This window comes from Streptomyces olivaceoviridis (assembly GCF_014650115.1).
GTDB classification, from domain to species: domain Bacteria; phylum Actinomycetota; class Actinomycetes; order Streptomycetales; family Streptomycetaceae; genus Streptomyces; species Streptomyces olivaceoviridis.
In genome coordinates this window covers 128,654-146,552 of the sequence record NZ_BMUI01000016.1, presented here as the reverse complement: position 1 = coordinate 146,552, position 17,899 = coordinate 128,654, and the positions used below count along the sequence as shown (strand labels likewise).

Annotated in this window: 14 protein-coding genes; 4 read left to right on the top strand and 10 right to left on the bottom strand. The window is 71.8% G+C overall.

Translation table 11 applies throughout. The features are described 5' to 3' along the window. Positions 1 to 18: 18 nt before the first annotated feature. From IE273_RS27350 to IE273_RS27330, 5 genes are all read right to left on the bottom strand, one after another. On the bottom strand, positions 19 to 3,264 hold the full coding sequence (locus IE273_RS27350; protein WP_229887603.1) for a S8 family peptidase: 3,246 nt from the start codon (positions 3,262 to 3,264) through the stop codon (positions 19 to 21). A gap of 302 nt (positions 3,265 to 3,566) precedes the next feature. After that, positions 3,567 to 4,250: an ABC transporter ATP-binding protein gene (locus IE273_RS27345; RefSeq protein ID WP_189817828.1), complete on the bottom strand. Its 684-nt coding sequence runs from the start codon at positions 4,248 to 4,250 to the stop codon at positions 3,567 to 3,569. 123 nt (positions 4,251 to 4,373) lie between these two features. Next, positions 4,374 to 5,807 (bottom strand): ABC transporter permease, encoded by a 1,434-nt coding sequence (locus IE273_RS27340; RefSeq protein ID WP_189817827.1) that lies wholly within the window; start codon positions 5,805 to 5,807, stop codon positions 4,374 to 4,376. A 155-nt stretch (positions 5,808 to 5,962) separates the two neighbouring features. Continuing rightward, entirely contained in the window at positions 5,963 to 7,207 is a 1,245-nt protein-coding gene (locus IE273_RS27335; RefSeq protein WP_189817826.1) for a L,D-transpeptidase, read from the bottom strand. Positions 7,208 to 7,447: 240 nt separating this feature from the next. Further along, complete coding sequence (locus tag IE273_RS27330; protein WP_189817825.1) at positions 7,448 to 7,792, bottom strand: hypothetical protein; 345 nt, start codon at positions 7,790 to 7,792, stop codon at positions 7,448 to 7,450. Positions 7,793 to 7,901: 109 nt separating this feature from the next. Here IE273_RS27330 and IE273_RS27325 point away from each other — a divergent pair, with 109 nt between their 5' ends. Both IE273_RS27325 and IE273_RS27320 read left to right on the top strand, forming a co-directional pair. Then, entirely contained in the window at positions 7,902 to 8,228 is a 327-nt protein-coding gene (locus IE273_RS27325; protein ID WP_189817824.1) for an LAETG motif-containing sortase-dependent surface protein, read from the top strand. Positions 8,229 to 8,270: 42 nt separating this feature from the next. Beyond that, positions 8,271 to 9,068, top strand: a complete 798-nt coding sequence (locus IE273_RS27320) for a hypothetical protein (protein WP_229887601.1) — start codon at positions 8,271 to 8,273, stop codon at positions 9,066 to 9,068. 52 nt (positions 9,069 to 9,120) lie between these two features. Here the strand turns inward: IE273_RS27320 and hutH are convergent, their stop codons facing one another. From hutH to IE273_RS27305, 3 genes are all read right to left on the bottom strand, one after another. Further along, positions 9,121 to 10,659 (bottom strand): histidine ammonia-lyase, encoded by a 1,539-nt coding sequence (hutH, locus tag IE273_RS27315; RefSeq protein ID WP_189817893.1) that lies wholly within the window; start codon positions 10,657 to 10,659, stop codon positions 9,121 to 9,123. An 88-nt stretch (positions 10,660 to 10,747) separates the two neighbouring features. Then, positions 10,748 to 11,890: a GGDEF domain-containing protein gene (locus tag IE273_RS27310; protein ID WP_189817823.1), complete on the bottom strand. Its 1,143-nt coding sequence runs from the start codon at positions 11,888 to 11,890 to the stop codon at positions 10,748 to 10,750. Between the two features lie 499 nt (positions 11,891 to 12,389). After that, positions 12,390 to 13,184 (bottom strand): enoyl-CoA hydratase/isomerase family protein, encoded by a 795-nt coding sequence (locus tag IE273_RS27305; protein ID WP_189817822.1) that lies wholly within the window; start codon positions 13,182 to 13,184, stop codon positions 12,390 to 12,392. Between the two features lie 152 nt (positions 13,185 to 13,336). Here IE273_RS27305 and IE273_RS27300 point away from each other — a divergent pair, with 152 nt between their 5' ends. Then, positions 13,337 to 13,987, top strand: a complete 651-nt coding sequence (locus tag IE273_RS27300) for a hypothetical protein (RefSeq protein WP_229887599.1) — start codon at positions 13,337 to 13,339, stop codon at positions 13,985 to 13,987. Here IE273_RS27300 and IE273_RS27295 read toward each other — a convergent pair. Both IE273_RS27295 and IE273_RS27290 read right to left on the bottom strand, forming a co-directional pair. Beyond that, a complete protein-coding gene (locus IE273_RS27295) occupies positions 13,962 to 15,086 on the bottom strand; it encodes an adenylate/guanylate cyclase domain-containing protein (protein ID WP_014674603.1) in 1,125 nt (374 codons plus the stop codon). The genes IE273_RS27300 and IE273_RS27295 overlap by 26 nt on opposite strands. Before the next feature lie 214 nt (positions 15,087 to 15,300). Next, complete coding sequence (locus IE273_RS27290; RefSeq protein WP_189817821.1) at positions 15,301 to 16,161, bottom strand: biotin--[acetyl-CoA-carboxylase] ligase; 861 nt, start codon at positions 16,159 to 16,161, stop codon at positions 15,301 to 15,303. A 110-nt stretch (positions 16,162 to 16,271) separates the two neighbouring features. Here IE273_RS27290 and IE273_RS27285 point away from each other — a divergent pair, with 110 nt between their 5' ends. Next, complete coding sequence (locus IE273_RS27285; protein ID WP_189817820.1) at positions 16,272 to 17,885, top strand: acyl-CoA carboxylase subunit beta; 1,614 nt, start codon at positions 16,272 to 16,274, stop codon at positions 17,883 to 17,885. Positions 17,886 to 17,899: the final 14 nt, after the last annotated feature.

The following is a 17,899-nucleotide window of genomic DNA, read 5'->3' as shown; positions in this document are numbered from 1 at the left end:
GGCCTACCGCGCTCCGGCCTACTTGCCGAAGTACGCGTTGTAGATCGTGATCGCCGACGTGTTGCCCTTCTTGTCGGTGATGTTGGCGCGGAACGAGATCGCCTTGTTCTTCGCCGGGTTCTTCACCGTGATCTTGCCGTTCTTGACGGTGACCTTCTTGAAGTTCTTGCCGTCGTAGGAGACGTAGACGGCGAGGGACTTCAGGTTGCCGCCGGCGGCGGAGCCCTCCACGGTGACCGGGAAGGTGACCGTCTTGCCGGCCGTGACACGGCTGTCCAGGCCGGTCGTGGCGCCGAAGTGCAGCGCGGAGGCGGGGAGCTTGGTGAAGTCCGCCGGCTTCTTGGAGCGGAAGGTCCAGGCCGCGTCGATGCGCGTCGAGGCCTCCGACACCTTCGCGGACCGCTTGACCGAGGTGGTCAGCTTGTAGGCCGCGTCACCGGACGGCACCTTGAAGGTGGCCTCGCCGAACAGCGGGTCGGTGTTCGAGCCGACCTTGGTCCCGTTGCGGTACAGCGTGGTGTTCACCGAGGTGAACACCGAGGACCCGGCGTGCTTGGCGGAGTCGGCGAACAGCGGCACCGCACCGAAGATCTCGTTGCCGTCGCGGAAGAGGCCGAAGTCCTTGCCGAGGTGCGGGCCGAAGACGGCGGTGTTGACCGTCTTGGTGTAGGTCTGGCCGCCCTTGAAGGTGAACTGGCCGAGCCCGTAGCCGGCCTCGGTGACCGGGAAGCCGTCCTGGTCGACCCCGCCGTCCTGCTCGAACTGGAGCTCCCACTTCACGCCGCCCGTGGCGGACAGGTGCAGGGTGCGGGTGCCGGGCAGCTTCTGCGGGATGCTGATGGAGGAGGCTCCGCCGCTGCCGGGCAGCCAGCCCACCGCGGCGATCGAGCCCTTCTTGCCGCTCGCCGCCGCGCCCAGCCGGGCCTTCACCGTGGCGAGGTCGCCCGCCTTGTAGTGCTTGGTGTAGCCGGTGGCGAGCTGCTTGACGGCACCGCCGGAGGTGACGTCGTACTCCTCGGTCGCGCCCTTGCTCCAGTGGCCGTCCCACTGCTGCCACAGCGTCCCGGTGGGAAGCTGCGGGCCCAGGTGGGCGGTGCGGAAGTTCTTGTACGAGTCGAGGAACCAGCCGTAGCCGTACTGGCCGTCGCCGATGGTGACGTCGTACTCCGGCGAGGCGAACTCGGACTTCACACCCGAGGCCGGGACGGTGATGTCCACCGGCTTGGCCTTGCGCGCGTCGATGGTGATCGTCTGCTTCTTGTCGACGGTCAGCTTCGGCTGCGCGATCCAGTCGATGCCCTTGGACGCGTCCTGGGGGTCGCCGTAGACGGAGGTGTTGAGGATGTACGTGCCCTTGGGCGCGCGCACCTTCACCGTGCCGGACTTGTCGTACGGGTTCAGCGAGACGCCGTTGGCCAGGCCGGCCACGCCGCTGACGTCGGCTTCGTAGTACGGGGCGGGCTTGCCGTCACGGCCGATGAACTTCAGGGTGAGGTCGTACGACTCCACCTCGCGCTGCACCGCGGCGGCCGTGCGGACGGTCTGGCCGTCGCCCGTCGCCGTGACGTACGCCGAGTAGGCGCCGTCGACGGTGCCGCCCAGCTTGGTGTCGACGGTGAAGTCGGCCGAGGCCGTGCCGTGCGCCGGGACGGTCAGCGTCGTCGTGCCGAGCTTGAAGAAGCCGGACGGGGCCGCCGCGCCCTTGGGGTTGGTGGCGGTGCTGCTCAGGGTGAGCGTGACGTCCTTGTCACCGAGGTTGCGGTACGTCAGCTTCTTGGTGACCGGCTTGTCGTCGGTGTGCGGCCACTGCTGCACACCGAAGCTCACCGACACCGGGTCGGCGACGATCGACTGCTTGATGGCCTTGTCGACCTGGATGCGGCCCGAGCCCTGCTGGAACGGGGTGTACTTGCCGCCCTTGGTGGAGCCGGTCAGGGCGCCCTTCAGCTCGGCGTAGCCCCAGTCCGGGTGCTCCTGCTTCAGGATGGCGGCGGCGCCCGCGACGTGCGGGGTGGCCATCGAGGTGCCGGAGATGGTCAGGTAGCCCTCGGGCTTCTCGCCGACCTCCTGGTCGATGACGCTGCCCTTGGCCGCGGCGGCGGTGATGTCCACGCCCGGCGCGGTGACGTCCGGCTTGATGGCGCCGTCGCCGGCGCGCGGACCGGTGGAGGAGAAGTCGGCGAGCTGGTCCTTGTCGTCGACGGCGCCGACGGTGAGCGCGGCGTCCGCGCTGCCCGGCGAACCGATCGACTGGGGGCCCTCGTTGCCCGCGGCGATCGCGAACAGGACGCCCTTCTCGGCGGACAGCTTGTTGACCTCGGCTTCGAGCGGGTCGATCTCGGGAGTGTCGTAGCCGCCGAGGCTGAGGTTGATGACGTCGGCGCCCTGGGAGGCCGCCCACTCCATGCCGGCGAGGATGCCGGAGTCGTCACCGAAGCCGTTGTCGTCCAGGACCTTGCCGTTGAGGAGCTTGGCGTCCGGGGCCACACCCTTGTACTTGCCGCCCGACTTGGCACCGGTGCCGGCCACGATGGAGGCGACGTGCGTGCCGTGCCCGAAGTGGTCGGTGGCGTCGGCGGCGGTGGTGAAGTTCTTGGACTCGATCACCTGGTCCTTGAGGTCCGGGTGGCTGGTGTCCACACCGGTGTCCAGGACGGCGACCTTCACGCCCTTGCCGGTGTAGCCGGCGGCCCACGCGGTGGGGGCGCCGATCTGCGGCACGGACTTGTCGAGGGCGGCCTTGCGGACGCCGTCGAGCCAGACGTGCGCGATGCCGGAGGCCGTCCGGTCGCCGTTGGTGACGGCGTCCCACAGGCCGGCGGTGTCCTTGACCGGGGTCTGCACGGCGTCCGCGTTGAGCGCCTTCAGGCTGCGGCGCAGGGTGCCCGCGTCCCGGACGTCGGCCTTGGCGGCGGTCGCGGAGCCGCGGTAGCCGACGATGACCTTCAGGCCGTTCTTCTGGGCCTTGCGGGTGGTGGCCTTGTTCAGCTCGGTGATGTCGAACAGGCGCTGGTCCAGCGTGCCGGAGGCGACCAGGCGGGCCGCGTCGGCGGGGATGACCAGCGTGTGTCCGGATGCCTTGCGGACCTGGAAGGGTATGTGCTCCCGTCCCTTGGCCCGTTCCAGCCCGACGACACGGCCCTTGGCGTCGAGGGCGACGCGGTCACCGGTGATCAGGGTGACGTGGTGCTTGACGGCGGCCTTCGAGGCGGCGGTGGCAGCCACCGAGGCGCGTCCGGGCTTCGCCGACGCGGGGCTGGTCATACCCGCTGCGAGGGCGACTGCTGCGGCCGTCGCCACGGTGGCCGCGGCCGCATTCTTCACTTGTCTGCGCAAGTTCTCCCCCTGGAGATGGAGTACCGGGCGAATTCCCCATTCACCCGGTCGGGGGTGGACTCGCACATGCGCACGCCAACCCCCCGGACCACGAAGTATGCCGGGGGGTGATCAGTGGGCTCAATAGATGAGAGGACGGTGAGAAAGCGCGCCAGGAAACTGTTACGCGGCGTCCGGGACACCGTTACACAACCGCGAAGTGCGCCGCGACCGGCCTGTGTTACGTGCCGTCAGGTGGCCGCGTTCTCCTGCACGGTGATCTTCCCCTTGCGCAGCGTGGCCAGGCGCGGAGCCTTCTTCGCCAGCGTGGAGTCGTGGGTGACCATGATGAAGGTCAACCCGTGCTCCTTCCACAGGCGTTCGAGTACGTCCATGATCTCGTCCCGCGTTCCCTCGTCCAGGTTGCCGGTCGGCTCGTCGGCGAGCAGCACCTTGGGTTTCTTCACGAGGGCCCGCGCGATGGCGACGCGCTGCTGCTGCCCTCCGGACATCTCGCCGGGGAGATGGCCGAGGCGCTCGCCCAGGCCGACGGACCGAAGCGCCTCCGCGGCGAGTTCACGGCGTTCCCTCACCTTGATGCCGAGGGGGACGAGGGCGGTTTCCACGTTCTCCTGGGCGGTGAGGGTCGGGATGAGGTTGAAGGACTGGAAGACGAAGCCGATGCTCTCGCTGCGGACCCTGGTCAGCCGGGCCTCGCTCAGCCTGGCCAGGTCGGTGCCGTCCAGGACGACTTCGCCGGAGGTGGGGCGGTCCAGGCCGCCGAGCATCTGCAGGAGCGTGGACTTCCCGCCGCCGGTGGGGCCCTGGATGACGAGCCTGTCTCCGTCGGGGATGGTGAGGTCGATTCCGTCGAGGGCGTGGACGGTGTCCTTGCCCCGGGTGTAGCGCTTGGTGACGTTGTTCAGTTCGTACATGGGGACTCCGGGATCCGTTGCGGGGTGGGTGCGCGCTCGTGCTGGGGCCGTCGGTCCGCGGGGGCTGGGCGCGCGGTTCCCCGCGCCCCTCGGCCGGACCGGCCGGCCCGCCGGGAAGCCGGCCTACTCCACCCGCCTGAGCGCGTCCGCCGGGCGCAGCCTGGACGCCCGCCAGCCGCCGAACGCGCCCGCGATCAGGCCGCCCGCCACCGCGAGGCCCACCGCCAGGACGATCGTCGTCACGCTCACCGGGGCCGTGAGGGCCACCTCCAGGGTCTTCGCCGTCCGCCGGCCGGGGCCGCCCGGGAAGCCGCCGCCGCCACCCGTGCCGCCGCCCACCTGGGCCTGGAGGCCGGGGCTGATGGCGGTGACGACGTACGCGCCCGCCAGGCCGAGGGCGATGCCGAGGGCGCCGCCGACCAGGCCGTTGACCATGGCCTCGCCGACCACCTGCCGGGTCACCCGGCCCGAGCGCCAGCCCAGCGCCTTCAGCGTGCCGAACTCGCGGACGCGCCGGGAGACCGCCGAGGAGGTGAGCAGGCCGGCGACCAGGAACGCGGCCACCAGCACCGCGAGGGACAGCCACGTGCCGACGTCGGCGGCGAGGGAGGAGGCCGTGGACAGGGAGCCGGAGACGGTGTCCGCGAGGTCGGCGGAGGTGGTGACCGTCGTACCCGAGACGTGTCTCTGGATCGCCGACTTGACGCTGTCGATCTTCTTCGAGTCGGCCGCCTTGACGTAGATCGTGGTGACCTTGTCCTTGGCGTCGCCGAGGGTCTGGGCCTGCTTCAGCGGGATGTACAGGTCGGCGGCCGAGTCACCGCTGTCGGCGGTGGCGATCCCGATCACCGTGAACGTGACGCCCTTGATGGTGACGGTGGAACCGGCCTTGTACTTCTTCTCCTTGGCGTAGGCGGAGTCCGCCACGACGACCTTGGCGTCGGTCTCCGTCGCCTTGAACGTACGGCCGCTGGTGATCTTCGAGGAGGTCAGCGGGCCGAGGCCGGGCTTGGTGACGTCGGTGCCGTACACGGAGTAGTTGTTGACGTCGAAGTCGGCGCCGCCGCCCTTCACCTCGCCCTGCGGCCCGCCGGTCCCGCCGCCCCGCTGGAAGCCGCCGCCGCTCTCGTTCTGCTGGAACCGGCCCCGCGTGAACTGGCCGCTGACCTTGAGGACCTGGAGGCTCAGCCCGCCGACCGCGTCGGAGACGCCGGACTGCGAGCCCACCTTGGCCACCGTGGAGGCCGACAGGGTCTGGAAGCCCTGCACCATGACGCGGTCGCTGCTCTGGGTGGAGTCGTCGCCGTTGTTCTGCGCGTCGAACCGGAAGCGGGGCCGCTGGGCGTCACCGGTGGACGCCGACGCCGCCTTGGTCACCGTCATGTCGGTTCCCAGCCCGTACAGCGACTGGAGCACCTTGTCCTGGGCCTTCCCCATGCCGTTGGACACGGAGTCGACCACGATGACCAGCGCGATGCCCAGCGCGAGGCCGGAGGCGACGACGAGGGCCGCCTTTCTGCGGCGGCGCAGTTCGCGCCTCAGGTAGGTGAAGAACATGGCCGCAAGCTAGGGACGGACCGTGATGGCACCATAAGGCCGACATAAGAGAAGCATGAGAAGGCTTCGGCCGGCCTCGGGACCGCCGGGTGGGCGCCCGTGAAAAAGCCGGTGCCGCCCCTGGGGGCGGCACCGGCACGGCGGGTGAGGGGGCGTCAGACGGCCGAGCCGGCCTTCCACTGCGCCCAGTCCATGTTCCAGCCGTTGAGGCCGTTGTCCGGCGAGACGGTCTTGTCGCCGGTGTTCTGGACGACCACGACGTCACCGATCAGCGTGTGGTTGTAGAACCAGGCCGCCGGCGTGCTGGGGTCGTTGGCACCCTTCTTGTCCTGGAGGCCGACGCAGCCGTGGCTGGTGTTCACGTTGCCGAACACCGAGGGGGCGCCCCAGTAGTTGCCGTGGATGAAGGTGCCGGAGTTGGTCAGGCGCATGGCGTGCGGCACGTCCTTGATGTCGTACTCGCCCTTGCCGTCGTCGTCGGTGAAGCCGACCGTCGCGCCGTTCATCCGGGTCTCCTTGAACTTCTCGGAGACCACCATCTGGCCCTCGTACGTCTTGTTCTCGGGCGAGCCGGCGGAGATGGGTATGGTCTTGACGACCTTGCCGTCCTGCGTGATCTTCATCTGCTTGGTCTGCGCGTCGACGTACGAGACCTGGTTGCGGCCGATGTGGAAGGTGACCGTCTTCTGCTGGACGCCGTAGACGCCGCTGGCGCCCTGGACGCCGTCGAGCGCGAGCTTCAGCGTGACGGTGGAGCCTTCCTTCCAGTACTCCTCCGGGCGGCAGTCCATGCGGTTGGCGTTGAACCAGTGGCAGGCGATCTCCTGGCCGCTGGTGGAGCTGACCGTGATGCCCTTCTGCACGGCCGCCTTGTTGGTGATCGCCTTGTCGAAGTTGATCGACACCGGCATGCCGACACCGACCGTGGCGCCGTTGTCCGGGGTGAAGGTGCCGATGAAGCTGTTGGCCGGGGAGACCGTGGTGAAGGACGCGTTCTCGTGGGCTATGCGGCCATCGGAGTCCTTGGCCTCCGCGGCGAGCCTGTAGGTGGTGGAGCGCTCCAGCTGGACGCTGGGCTTCCAGCTCGTCTTGTCGGCGGACAGCCGGCCGTCGACGGTCTTGCCGTCCTGGCTGGTCATCGTGACGGTGGTGAGCGTGCCCTTGCGCACGGTGACGGCCGCGGAGTTGTTGATCGACGCGTTGTTGGAGCCGTCCTTGGGCGTGATCGTGATCTGCGCCTCCGACGACTTCTTGGCCGCCGCCTCGTCGACCTTGGCCTGCGAGGTGTCCTTGCCACCGGAGGCGTCGGCGCCACCGCCCGAACACGCCGTCAGCACCAGCACACCACCGAGCAGAGCGGACGCGGCCGTCAGGCCCCTGCGCCGCATACTGTCCGTCATCACAAACGTCTCCATCGTTGCCGAGTCGCGATAACCCAGAGAGTCCCCGCCAAGAACCGTCAACGCTACGGCCGGCCCGTCCCGTTCCCCAGCCCATGGTCCTGTGGGGCATCCCACGTCCGCGGAACACGGTCGCGTCCGCGGCGGTGCCGGTGGTGCGGGAGTCGGTCCGTGCGTCCCCCGGGACGACGAAACCCCGGACGGCGGTTGCCGTCCGGGGTCCTGGGTGCCCCGTGACGCTCAGCCGATGCCGTCCTCTTCCTCGTCGTCCGCCCCATCATCCTCGTCCAGGTCCCAGTCCGGCGAATCGGGGTCGTAGTCGACCCGCTCGCTGGACCAGGACGCCTGCTGGAGTTCCACTCCGGGCACCTCGCTGACCAGGTCGAACGGGTCCACGAGATACGCGAGGGCCTCCGCGGTGTCTTCCGTCACAGCGGCCTCGGCCTGGGCCCGCTCCCCCTCCGGGAGCTCCGGATCCCCGGCGATCCGGCGCAGCGCGGCCTTGGCCACCTCGTCGTCGTCCTGTACTTCCAGCACCAGCTCCACGCGAAGCCGCACAAAACGTGATGTCTCTTCTGTGCTCATGGCGGGAGCGTACGGCCGAAACCTCCCGTGACTTTCCTGTGACCCGCGCCTTTCACTAACATCGCCCCACACGGCCAATTCGCCAGCGTCACAAGGGGATCGATATTCCGTGTCATCCGCTCGCCGTCCGCTGCTGACCGCCACCGCCGCGGGCACCCTGCTGTGCGCCCTGTGGTTCGTCCCGTCCGCGAACGCCTCGCAGGACGCCCCGGCGCCACAGACGGCGCGGACGTCCGCGCCGTCGCAGGTCACACAGGCCAGAGCGGTGACGGTGGCGACCGCCGAGGGCGCGGACCGGGCGGCGGCGGAGGAGACCGAGCTGGCCGACACGGGCAGCTTCGACACCACGCCGTACGTCGTCGGCGGCAGCCTCTTCCTCGCCGTGGGTGCCGGATTCGTCGTGTATGCGGTGCGCCGGGAGCGCCTGGGGTTTTAATCGTCCTTGACGAAACTTTGACAGCCCGCACATAGTTCGCCCATGAAGAGATCATCGGGCGTGCGGCTGTGCGCCACCGCAGCTGTGAGCGCGCTGTCGCTCGCCCTCCTCACGGGCTGTGGCGACGAGGGGTCGAAGGACTCCGGGGACGCCAAGGGCCCGGACGCGGCGAAGCCGGCCGCCAAAGCGCTGAGCGCCGCCGAACTGAAGAAGCTGATCATCGCCAAGGGCGAGGTGCCCGGGTACGAGGTGGGCCCCGTCGAGGGCGGCATCCCCGACCGCGGCAAGGTCACGTCCGACGACGCCAAGTGCCGGCCGGTGCTCCAGGCGTTCACCGGCATCGCGCCCGGTGAACCGGCGGCGGACACCAGCCGCATGGCCACGGAGGACAAGAAGAAGGACCCCACGGACGACGCCACGTCCCTGGACGACCTGGCCGACGGCAAGTTCGAGGACGCGATCAACAAGTCCATGGACCTGGACGTCACCGTGGTCACCCTGGCCTCGTACGACGGCGACGGCGCCGAGCAGGCCCTGAAGTCGGTCTCCGACGGGGTCACGGCCTGCGCGGACGGCTTCTCCGGCGAACAGGACGGCGAGAAGGGCAAGTTCACCAAGGTCGCCGAGGAGAAGTCCTCGGGCACGGGTGACGCGTCGGTGGCCTTCACCGCGACCAACGACGCGGGCAAGGACGGCGCCCTGCCGCTGCACGCCGAGGTCGTGCGGCACGGGAACACCCTCGCCACGTACACCACGATCAACATCGGGGCGATGATGAGCAAGAAGGCCTACACGGTCTCCGCTCCGGTGGTGAAGGCGCAGGCCGCCAAGCTGAAGTGACGTTTCTTCCGTAGTGTGTCGGGGCCCCGGCAGCTGCCGGGGCCCCGCGCGTTCACCGGAGCGGGCCGGTGACCTTCTCCACGGCCGCCACGAGATCGCCGGCGCGCACGAAGGCGTCGGCGGCGGCCAGGTCGGGCGCCAGGAACCGGTCCGGACCGGGGCCCTGCACCCCCGCGCCCCGGACGGCCTCGATGACCGCCTGGGAGGCGGGCGCCGGGGTGAGGCCCTCGCGCAGCTCGATGGCGCGGGTGGCCGCGTACAGCTCGATGGCGATGACCCGGGTGAGGTTGTCCACGGCGGTGCGCAGCTTGCGCGCGGCCGACCAGCCCATGGAGACGTGGTCCTCCTGCATGGCGGAGGACGGGATCGAGTCCGCGGAGGCCGGTACGGCGAGCCGCTTGAGCTCGCTGACCAGCGCGGCCTGCGTGTACTGGGCGATCATCAGACCGGAGTCCACGCCGGCGTCGTCGGCGAGGAACGGCGGCAGGCCGTGGCTGCGGTTCTTGTCCAGCAGCCGGTCGGTGCGGCGCTCGGCGATGGAGCCGAGGTCGGCGGCGGCGATGGCGAGGAAGTCCAGGACGTAGGCCACGGGAGCGCCGTGGAAGTTGCCGTTGGACTCCACGCGCCCGTCGGGCAGCACGACGGGGTTGTCCACGGCGGAGGCCAGCTCGCGCTCGGCGACCAGGCGGGCGTGCGCGAGGGTGTCGCGGCCGGCGCCGGCGACCTGCGGGGCGCAGCGCACCGAGTAGGCGTCCTGGACGCGGGGCGCGTCGTCCTGGTGGTGGCCGGTGAGCTGGGAGCCCTTGAGCACGGCGAGCATGTTGGCGGCGGAGGCGCCCTGGCCCGGATGGGGCCGGATGGCGTGCAGTTCGGGCGCGAGCACCTTGTCGGTGCCGAGCAGCGCCTCCAGGGTGAGGGCGGCGGTGACGTCGGCGGACTTGTAGAGGGTGTCGAGGTCGGCGAGGGCCATGACCAGCATGCCGAGCATGCCGTCGGTGCCGTTGAGGAGGGCGAGGCCCTCCTTCTCGCGCAGCTCGACCGGGGCGATCCCGTGCTCGGCGAGCAGCTCGCCGGCGGGTCGCACGGTGCCGTCGGGGCCCTCCGCCTCCCCTTCTCCCATGAGGGTGAGGGCGCAGTGGGACAGCGGGGCCAGGTCGCCGGAGCAGCCGAGGGAGCCGTACTCGTGCACGACCGGGGTGATCCCGGCGTTCAGCACGTCGGCCATGGTCTGCGCGACCTCGGGCCGCACACCGGTGTGCCCGGAGCAGACGGTCTTCAGCCGCAGGAACATCAGGGCCCGTACGACCTCGCGCTCCACCCTGGGCCCCATGCCGGCGGCGTGCGAGCGGACGATGTTGCGCTGTAGCTGGGCGCGCAGTTCCTGGCTGATGTGCCGGGTCGCCAGGGCGCCGAAGCCGGTGGAGACGCCGTAGACCGGGTCGGGCTTGGCCGCGAGGGCGTCCACGATCTCCCGGGCCGCCGCGAGGGCCGCCACCGCCTCCGCCGACAGCTCGATGCGGGCACCGCCGCGCGCCACGGCGAGAACGTCGGACGCGGTGACCCCGGACGTTCCCACCACCACAGTGTGCATATCCATATTCAGGAGCGTACGCATTGAATGCCCTGGTGTCACTAGTGGGGACCGGGAGCGCCCCTTACCGCGCGGTGTGGGCTTCGCCTCACGGCCGGCGTCCACGGAACCGGCGCCGCTCGGCCCGCGAGGGCGGTGGCGCGTCGGCCAGCCGCACGACCGGATCGTCCGGTCCCTCCCGGCCGGCCACCACCGGCCGGTCCAGGCGCAGCGCCTTCGCCCGGTACTGGGCGGCGTCCGCGAGCCGGAACAGCCGGCGGGCGTCCCGCACCTCCCCGATCGCGTCCTCGGTCGAGGCGACCCCGCAGGCGACGCCCTCCCCCGGCTCCAGCGCACCGGCCCGCCGGCACAGTTCGTCGGCCGCCTTCACCACGTCGTCGGCGGGCGGCCCGACCGCGAGCAGACAGAACTCGTCCCCGCCGAGGCGTGCGGCCAGCGCGCCCGGCACCATCGCACCGCACAGCGACAGCACCGAGCCGAAGCGTTCGAGCAGACGGTCGCCGACGGCGTGCCCGAGGGTGTCGTTGACCCGCTTGAGCCCGTTGAGGTCGCAGACGACCAGGCTGACGACCACGCCCTCCGCCCGGTGCCGCTCCACGGCCTCCTCCAGGCGTACGTCCACGGCACGGCGGTTGGCCAGCCCGGTGAGGGCGTCGGTGTACGCGAGCCGGCGGGCCTCCTCCAGCCGCTCGGTCTGTGCGATGCCCGCGGCGACGACGGCGGCGAGGACGGTCGCGAAGTCGGCGTCGGCCCGCGCGAAGAGGGGCTCGCCGACCGGCCGCGCCACATACAGCTCACCCCAGGCCCGGCCGTGCAGGACGACGGGCGCGACCACGCAGCAGCCGCGACCGCGGCGGCGCAGGGCGGCGACGCGCTGGTGGAAGTAGCCGGGGGTGCCCTTCGCCGTGCCCTCGGCCGTCTCCACCCAGGCGTTGGGACCGCCGCCGCCGGCCCACCGCTCGTGCAGGAACTCGGTGATCTCCGGGAACTGGTGCACCGGGTAGGTCTCGGCCTCCGGGAACTCCTCTTCGTCCGGGGCGCGGTCGCCCACGTTCACGAGGACCCGGAGCCGGCCGAGTTCGCGTTCCCACACCGACAGCGCGGCGAAGCTGCCGTCCAGCGCGTGGCAGGCGCCGAGGGCGGCGGCCTGCCAGCACTCCCGCGGGGTGTGCGCCGCCGCCATGCCCTGCGCCAGCGCCACGACTGCGGTCAGCCGCTTGTCCTCACCCATTACTCCAGGTTAGGGAGGAATGGGTGGTTTGGGGGTGTGGGTGCGGCGATCAGGTGGCGAGCCGTGCGCTCCGCCGGGGGGCGGGTGGGGGGCTCGCGGGGTGCGGGTGGCGGCTCGGGTCCCGGGCCGTTGGCGGGTGCGGGTGCGCTCTGGCTTGCGGCATGCGGCTCAGGTCCCGGGCCGTCGCAGGGTACGGGTGCGTGGGGCTCGCGGCATGCGGCTCGGGGCCCCGGGACCATTGCCGGGTGCGGGTGCGCCGTGGCTGGTCGCGCAGTTCCCCGCGCCCCTTCAGGGCGCCGACCCTCCGGCCATTGCCGAGTGCGGGTGCGTGGGGCTCGCGGCGTGCGGCTCGGGGCCCCCGGACCATTGCCGGGTGCGGGTGCGCCGTGGCCGGTCGCGCAGTTCCCCGCGCCCCTTCGGGGCGCTGCCGGCCGCCGCGGCCTGCGGGCATCGCTCCGCCCTCAGCGCCTCGGACCGCCCAGCCACAGCGCGGAGCGCCTCACTCCCCCGGCCACTCCGGCTTGCGCTTCTCGTTGAACGCCGCCACGCCCTCCGCCCGGTCGCCCGAGAAGGCCACCGAGCGCCAGGCCGCGTCCTCCACCTCCAGCCCGGCCCGCAGGTCCAGCCCGTGCCCCAGGCGCAGCGCCCGCTTCGCCGCCCGCAGCCCCACCGGCGAGTTCCCGGCGATCCGCTCGGCCAGCGCCAGTGCCTCCTCGCGGTCCCGGCCGGGCTCCACCAGCCGGTCCACCAGCCCCAGCTCGGCCGCCTCCGCCGCCTCCACGCGCCGCGCCGAGAAGACCAGCTCCGCCGCGCGGGCCGCGCCGACCCGCCGGGGCAGCAGCTGGGTGCCGCCACCGCCCGGGATCACACCCACGGACACCTCCGGCAGCCCCACCACGGCCGTACGGTCCGCCACGATCAGGTCGCAGGACAGCGCCAGCTCGAACCCGCCGCCCAGCGCGAAGCCGTGCACCGCCGCGATCGTCGGCATCGGCAGCTCCAGCACCCCGGTGTACGCCCCGCGCGCCACCGGCCGCTGCCGTACCAGGTCGGCGTCCGTGAAGGAGTTCCGCTCCTTCAGGTCCGCCCCCACGCAGAACGCCCGCTCGTGCGACGAGGTCAGGACGACCACCCGGGCGTCCCGGTCGGCGGAGAGCGCGGCGCACGCGCCCGCGAGGGAACGGGCCATCTCCGTGGAGACCGCGTTCATCGCCTTGGGCCGGTCCAGCACCAGCTCCGCGACGTGCCCGTGCCGCCGCACCAGCACGAACTCCCCGAACCGCTCCTCGCCCATGACACCCTCCGGTTAACGCGGGTTAACTGCCGTCGGTCCGATCATCGCAGCCGGGCCCCCTCCCGTGAAGTCCAGGGGGCTACACCCGTTCGAGTGACATCCCGGCCTTCTCCCCGCACACCGCCCACACGAGCGCATAGCGTGCGGGACCCATGACACCGATACCTGCACCCTCCGGCGCGGAGCGGGACGGCGCGCCGGAGCGTACGCCGGGAGTACGGCGCGGCCGGCATCGCAAGCCCCGGCCGCGCAAGGTGCTGCTCGCGGCCGGCGGCCTCGCACTGGCCGCGGGTGTGCTCAGCCTGGTCCGGGCCGCCCCGGACGCGCGAGTCGGCGTGCCGGGCACGGCGGAGGCCGAGCCCCGGCTCGGCGCGGGCGGCGGGTCCGCGGACCGCTCCGCCGACGCCGCGGCCACCATCGCCGCCGCCCCGACCGCACTGCCGTCGGCGACCTCCGCCATGGGCGGCAGGAGCCTCACGTCGACGCCCACCGGCTCCCCGTTCCGTACGGCACCGGGCGCGGGCACGGCCACGACAGCGCCCGGCGACACCGCCGTACCGACCGCCCGGCCGAGCCGGACCCCGGGCCCGCCGAGCGGCACGTCCCGGCCGCCCGCGCCGACGGCGTCCGCCCCGCGCCCGGCCCCGGCGACCCCCACACCGACTCAGGCCCCGAGCCACGGCCCGGCGGAGCCGGGGCCCCGTCCGGGCGGGGTGTGCGTGCCGGTGATCGGACTGTGCGTGGACGTCCTCGGCGACAGGCCCTGGCGGCCGGCGGCTACGGCTGGCCGTCGCGGCGGGTGAGCAGCCACGGCTCGACCACACCGAGGCCGCGCACCGGGCGCTGCCACATCGGCTGGAGCGCGAAGCGGTACACCGGCGGGTCCTCGCCCTCCTTCTCGGCCGCCGCCGCGGCCTCCGCTGCCTCCGCCTCCGAGGCGGGCGCCTCGCCGCTGCGGATCAGCTCCTCGGCGAACGCGCTGTCCACGAGGACGGCGTCGCGCGGGGCTATCGAGGTCAGCCGGGAGGCCAGGTTCACCGTCGTACCGAACACATCGCCCATGCGGGTGGTCACCGTGCCGAACGCCATGCCGACCCGCAGCTCGGGCATCGTCTCGTCGTTCGCCAGCGTCTCCACCAGCCGCAGCGCGATGTCCGCGGCCACACCGGCGTCGTCCGCCGCGTACAGCACCTCGTCGCCGAGGGTCTTGATGAGCCGACCGCCGCGCGCCGCCACCAGGTCGGCCGCGGTCGTCTCGAACGCCTCGACCAGCTCGCCCAGCTCCTCCTCCTCCATGCGGCGGGTGAGCCGGGTGAAGCCGACGAGGTCGGCGAAGCCGACGGCGAGCCGACGGTCGACCATCTCCTCGTCGTCGGCGGTCTGCACGACCCGGCCGGCCGACGCGGCGAGCTGGCGCCGCCAGACGTAGACGAGGAACTCCTCCAGCTCGGGCAGGAGCAGTTCGACGATCGGGTACGTCACCTCGGTGCGGGTCATCCCCGGTTCCGGGGGCTCGGTCAGGCCCTCCAGGAAGGAGTCGATCTGCCATTCCGCCAACCGGGCGGTGGTCTGCCCGGTGGACCGGGCCACCTGCACCGCCATGGCCTCGCTCAGCAGTCCCGCCTCCACCAGACCGGCGAGGCGGCGCAGGGCCAGGACGTCGGCCTCGGTGAGGGCCTTGGCCTGGCCGATGTCCGCGAAGCCCATCGCCCGCCAGAACCGGGACGCCAGCTCCATGGAGACGCCGGCGCTGCGCGCGGCCTGGAACGGGGTGTAGCGGCGCTCGGCGCCCAGGATGAGCTGTTCGAGACGCAGGGCCAGCGGGTCATCGCCGGTCTCGGGGGCGTGGGGGTCCACCCGGCCGTCCCCGCCAGCGCCGGAGCCCGTGTCGTCGACGGTCACGCCTGCTGCCCTTCCGATCTGCCGCGGTCAGGTATCGACCGGCCTCAACTCTACGGCAGGTGTGCGCCAGCTCACTCCGTCGGGTTGGGCCGGCGGCCCGCGTTCCCGGCACCGGTCAAGTGAACCGGCGTCGTCCGGCCGTACGGGGTCGCCAAGCCCGGCCGCGAGTCCATCGTGGCTGGTCGCGCGGTTCCCCGCACCCCTTCGGGGCGCTCTACGCCGGCCGCAGGTGGACGATGTCCCCCGCCCCCACCGGCTCCTGCACCCCGCTCTCCGTGGCGATGATCAGCCGCCCGTCGCCGTCCAGCGCCACGGCCTCCCCCACCACCGAGCGGTCGCCCGGCAGTTCCGCCCGCACCACCCGCCCGAGGGTCGCGCAGCCCGCGGTGTACGTCTCCTGGAGCCGGCTCGCAGAGGGATCGCCCCCCGCGGCCCGCCAGCGCCCGTACCAGTCCTCCAGCGACCGCAGCACCGCCCGCAGCAGCGGATCCCGGTCCGTGCCCGGCGCCCCGGCCAGGGCCAGGGAGCCGGCCTGCGGGACCGGCAGTTCGTCCGCCCTGAGGGTGACGTTGATGCCGACGCCGATGACGACGCCGTCGTCGCCGGCCCGCTCGGCGAGGATGCCCCCGGCCTTGCGCTCCTCCCCGCCCACGCTCACCAGCAGGTCGTTCGGCCACTTGAGGGCCGTGTCGACGCCCGCCGCCCGGGACAGCCCGGTCGCCACCGCCACACCGGTCAGCAGCGGCAGCCACCCCCAGCGGGCCACCGGCACCTCGGCGGGCTTGAGCAGGACGGAGAAGAACAGGCCGGAGCGCGGCGGAGCCGTCCAGCGACGGTCCAGCCGGCCCCGGCCCGCCGTCTGCTCCTCCGCCACCAGGACCGCGCCCTCGTCGGCCTCCCCGGCGGCGGCCCGCGCGGCCAGGTCGGAGTTGGTGGAGCCGGTCCGCTGCACCACCTCGATCCCGGAGTACAGGCTCCCCTCCCGGACCAGCCCGCGCCGGAGCGCCACGGCGTTCAGGGGCGGACGGTCCAGGTCGGACCAGCGGCTGTCGTCTGATGGATTCTGCGGCGTCATGCAAGCCACCCTAGGTGTGGTAAACGACGCACTGCCGATCCGTAGGCCCGCCACTACTCTACGGATGAGTAACCGTCCCCCCTTTTGAGCAGGCAGGGAGCCGCATCCCGATGTCCGAGCCGGAAGAGCGTCACGAGATCCAAGAGATCGACATCCACACGACCGCGGGGAAGCTCGCGGATCTCCAGCGCCGTATCCACGAGGCGACGCACGCCGGCTCGGAGCGCGCCGTCGAGAAGCAGCACGCCAAGGGCAAGCTGACGGCGCGTGAGCGGATCGAACTGCTGCTCGACGAGGGGTCGTTCGTCGAGCTGGACGAGTTCGCCCGGCACCGGTCGACCAACTTCGGGCTGGAGAGGAACCGTCCGTACGGGGACGGCGTCGTCACCGGCTACGGCACGGTCGACGGCCGCCCGGTCGCGGTCTTCTCCCAGGACTTCACCGTCTTCGGCGGCGCCCTCGGCGAGGTCTACGGCCAGAAGATCGTCAAGGTCATGGACTTCGCTCTGAAGACCGGCTGCCCGGTCATCGGGATCAACGACTCCGGCGGCGCCCGCATCCAGGAGGGGGTCGCCTCCCTGGGGGCGTACGGCGAGATCTTCCGGCGCAACACCCACGCCAGCGGTGTCATCCCGCAGATCTCTCTCGTCGTCGGGCCCTGCGCGGGCGGCGCGGTCTACTCCCCGGCCATCACCGACTTCACGGTCATGGTCGACCAGACCTCGCACATGTTCATCACCGGCCCGGACGTCATCAAGACCGTCACCGGCGAGGACGTCGGCTTCGAGGAGCTGGGCGGCGCCCGCACCCACAACACCGCCTCCGGTGTGGCCCACCACATGGCCGGGGACGAGAAGGACGCCATCGAGTACGTCAAGCAGCTGCTGTCGTACCTGCCGTCCAACAACCTCTCCGAGCCCCCGGTCTTCCCGGAGGAGGCGGACCTCTCCCCCAGCGACGAGGACCGCGAGCTGGACACCGTCGTACCGGACAGCGCCAACCAGCCGTACGACATGCACACGGTGATCGAGCACGTCCTGGACGACGGCGAGTTCTTCGAGACGCAGGCCCTGTTCGCGCCGAACATCCTCACCGGGTTCGGGCGGGTCGAGGGCCACCCGGTCGGCGTCGTCGCCAACCAGCCGATGCAGTTCGCCGGCTGCCTCGACATCACGGCGAGCGAGAAGGCCGCCCGTTTCGTACGGACCTGCGACGCCTTCAACATCCCGGTGCTGACCTTCGTGGACGTGCCGGGCTTCCTGCCGGGCGTCGACCAGGAGCACGACGGCATCATCCGGCGCGGCGCCAAGCTGATCTACGCCTACGCCGAGGCCACCGTCCCGCTGATCACCGTCATCACCCGCAAGGCCTTCGGCGGCGCCTACGACGTCATGGGCTCCAAGCACCTGGGCGCCGACCTCAACCTGGCCTGGCCCACCGCCCAGATCGCCGTCATGGGCGCCCAGGGCGCGGTCAACATCCTGCACCGCCGCACGATCGCGGAGGCGGAGGCGAGCGGTGAGGACGTCGAGGCCGTGCGCGCGCGGCTGATCCAGGAGTACGAGGACACCCTCCTCAACCCCTACGTCGCGGCCGAGCGCGGCTACGTCGACGCGGTGATCATGCCGTCCGACACCCGCGCGCACATCGTCCGCGGGCTGCGTCAACTGCGCACCAAGCGGGAATCCCTGCCTCCGAAGAAGCACGGCAACATCCCCCTCTAGGTCCCCCGCCAAGC

Bases quoted from the DNA above. Each gene is read 5' to 3' on its own strand.
- IE273_RS27335 (WP_189817826.1), bottom strand. From the start codon at position 7,207: ATGACGGACAGTATGCGGCGCAGGGGCCTGACGGCCGCGTCCGCTCTG.
- IE273_RS27310 (WP_189817823.1), bottom strand. From the start codon at position 11,890: ATGGGTGAGGACAAGCGGCTGACCGCAGTCGTGGCGCTGGCGCAGGGC.
- IE273_RS27300 (WP_229887599.1), top strand. From the start codon at position 13,337: ATGACACCGATACCTGCACCCTCCGGCGCGGAGCGGGACGGCGCGCCG.
- IE273_RS27345 (WP_189817828.1), bottom strand. From the start codon at position 4,250: ATGTACGAACTGAACAACGTCACCAAGCGCTACACCCGGGGCAAGGAC.
- IE273_RS27330 (WP_189817825.1), bottom strand. From the start codon at position 7,792: ATGAGCACAGAAGAGACATCACGTTTTGTGCGGCTTCGCGTGGAGCTG.
- IE273_RS27320 (WP_229887601.1), top strand. From the start codon at position 8,271: ATGAAGAGATCATCGGGCGTGCGGCTGTGCGCCACCGCAGCTGTGAGC.
- IE273_RS27285 (WP_189817820.1), top strand. From the start codon at position 16,272: ATGTCCGAGCCGGAAGAGCGTCACGAGATCCAAGAGATCGACATCCAC.
- IE273_RS27340 (WP_189817827.1), bottom strand. From the start codon at position 5,807: ATGTTCTTCACCTACCTGAGGCGCGAACTGCGCCGCCGCAGAAAGGCG.
- IE273_RS27305 (WP_189817822.1), bottom strand. From the start codon at position 13,184: ATGGGCGAGGAGCGGTTCGGGGAGTTCGTGCTGGTGCGGCGGCACGGG.
- hutH (WP_189817893.1), bottom strand. From the start codon at position 10,659: ATGCACACTGTGGTGGTGGGAACGTCCGGGGTCACCGCGTCCGACGTT.
- IE273_RS27350 (WP_229887603.1), bottom strand. From the start codon at position 3,264: ATGACCAGCCCCGCGTCGGCGAAGCCCGGACGCGCCTCGGTGGCTGCC.
- IE273_RS27290 (WP_189817821.1), bottom strand. From the start codon at position 16,161: ATGACGCCGCAGAATCCATCAGACGACAGCCGCTGGTCCGACCTGGAC.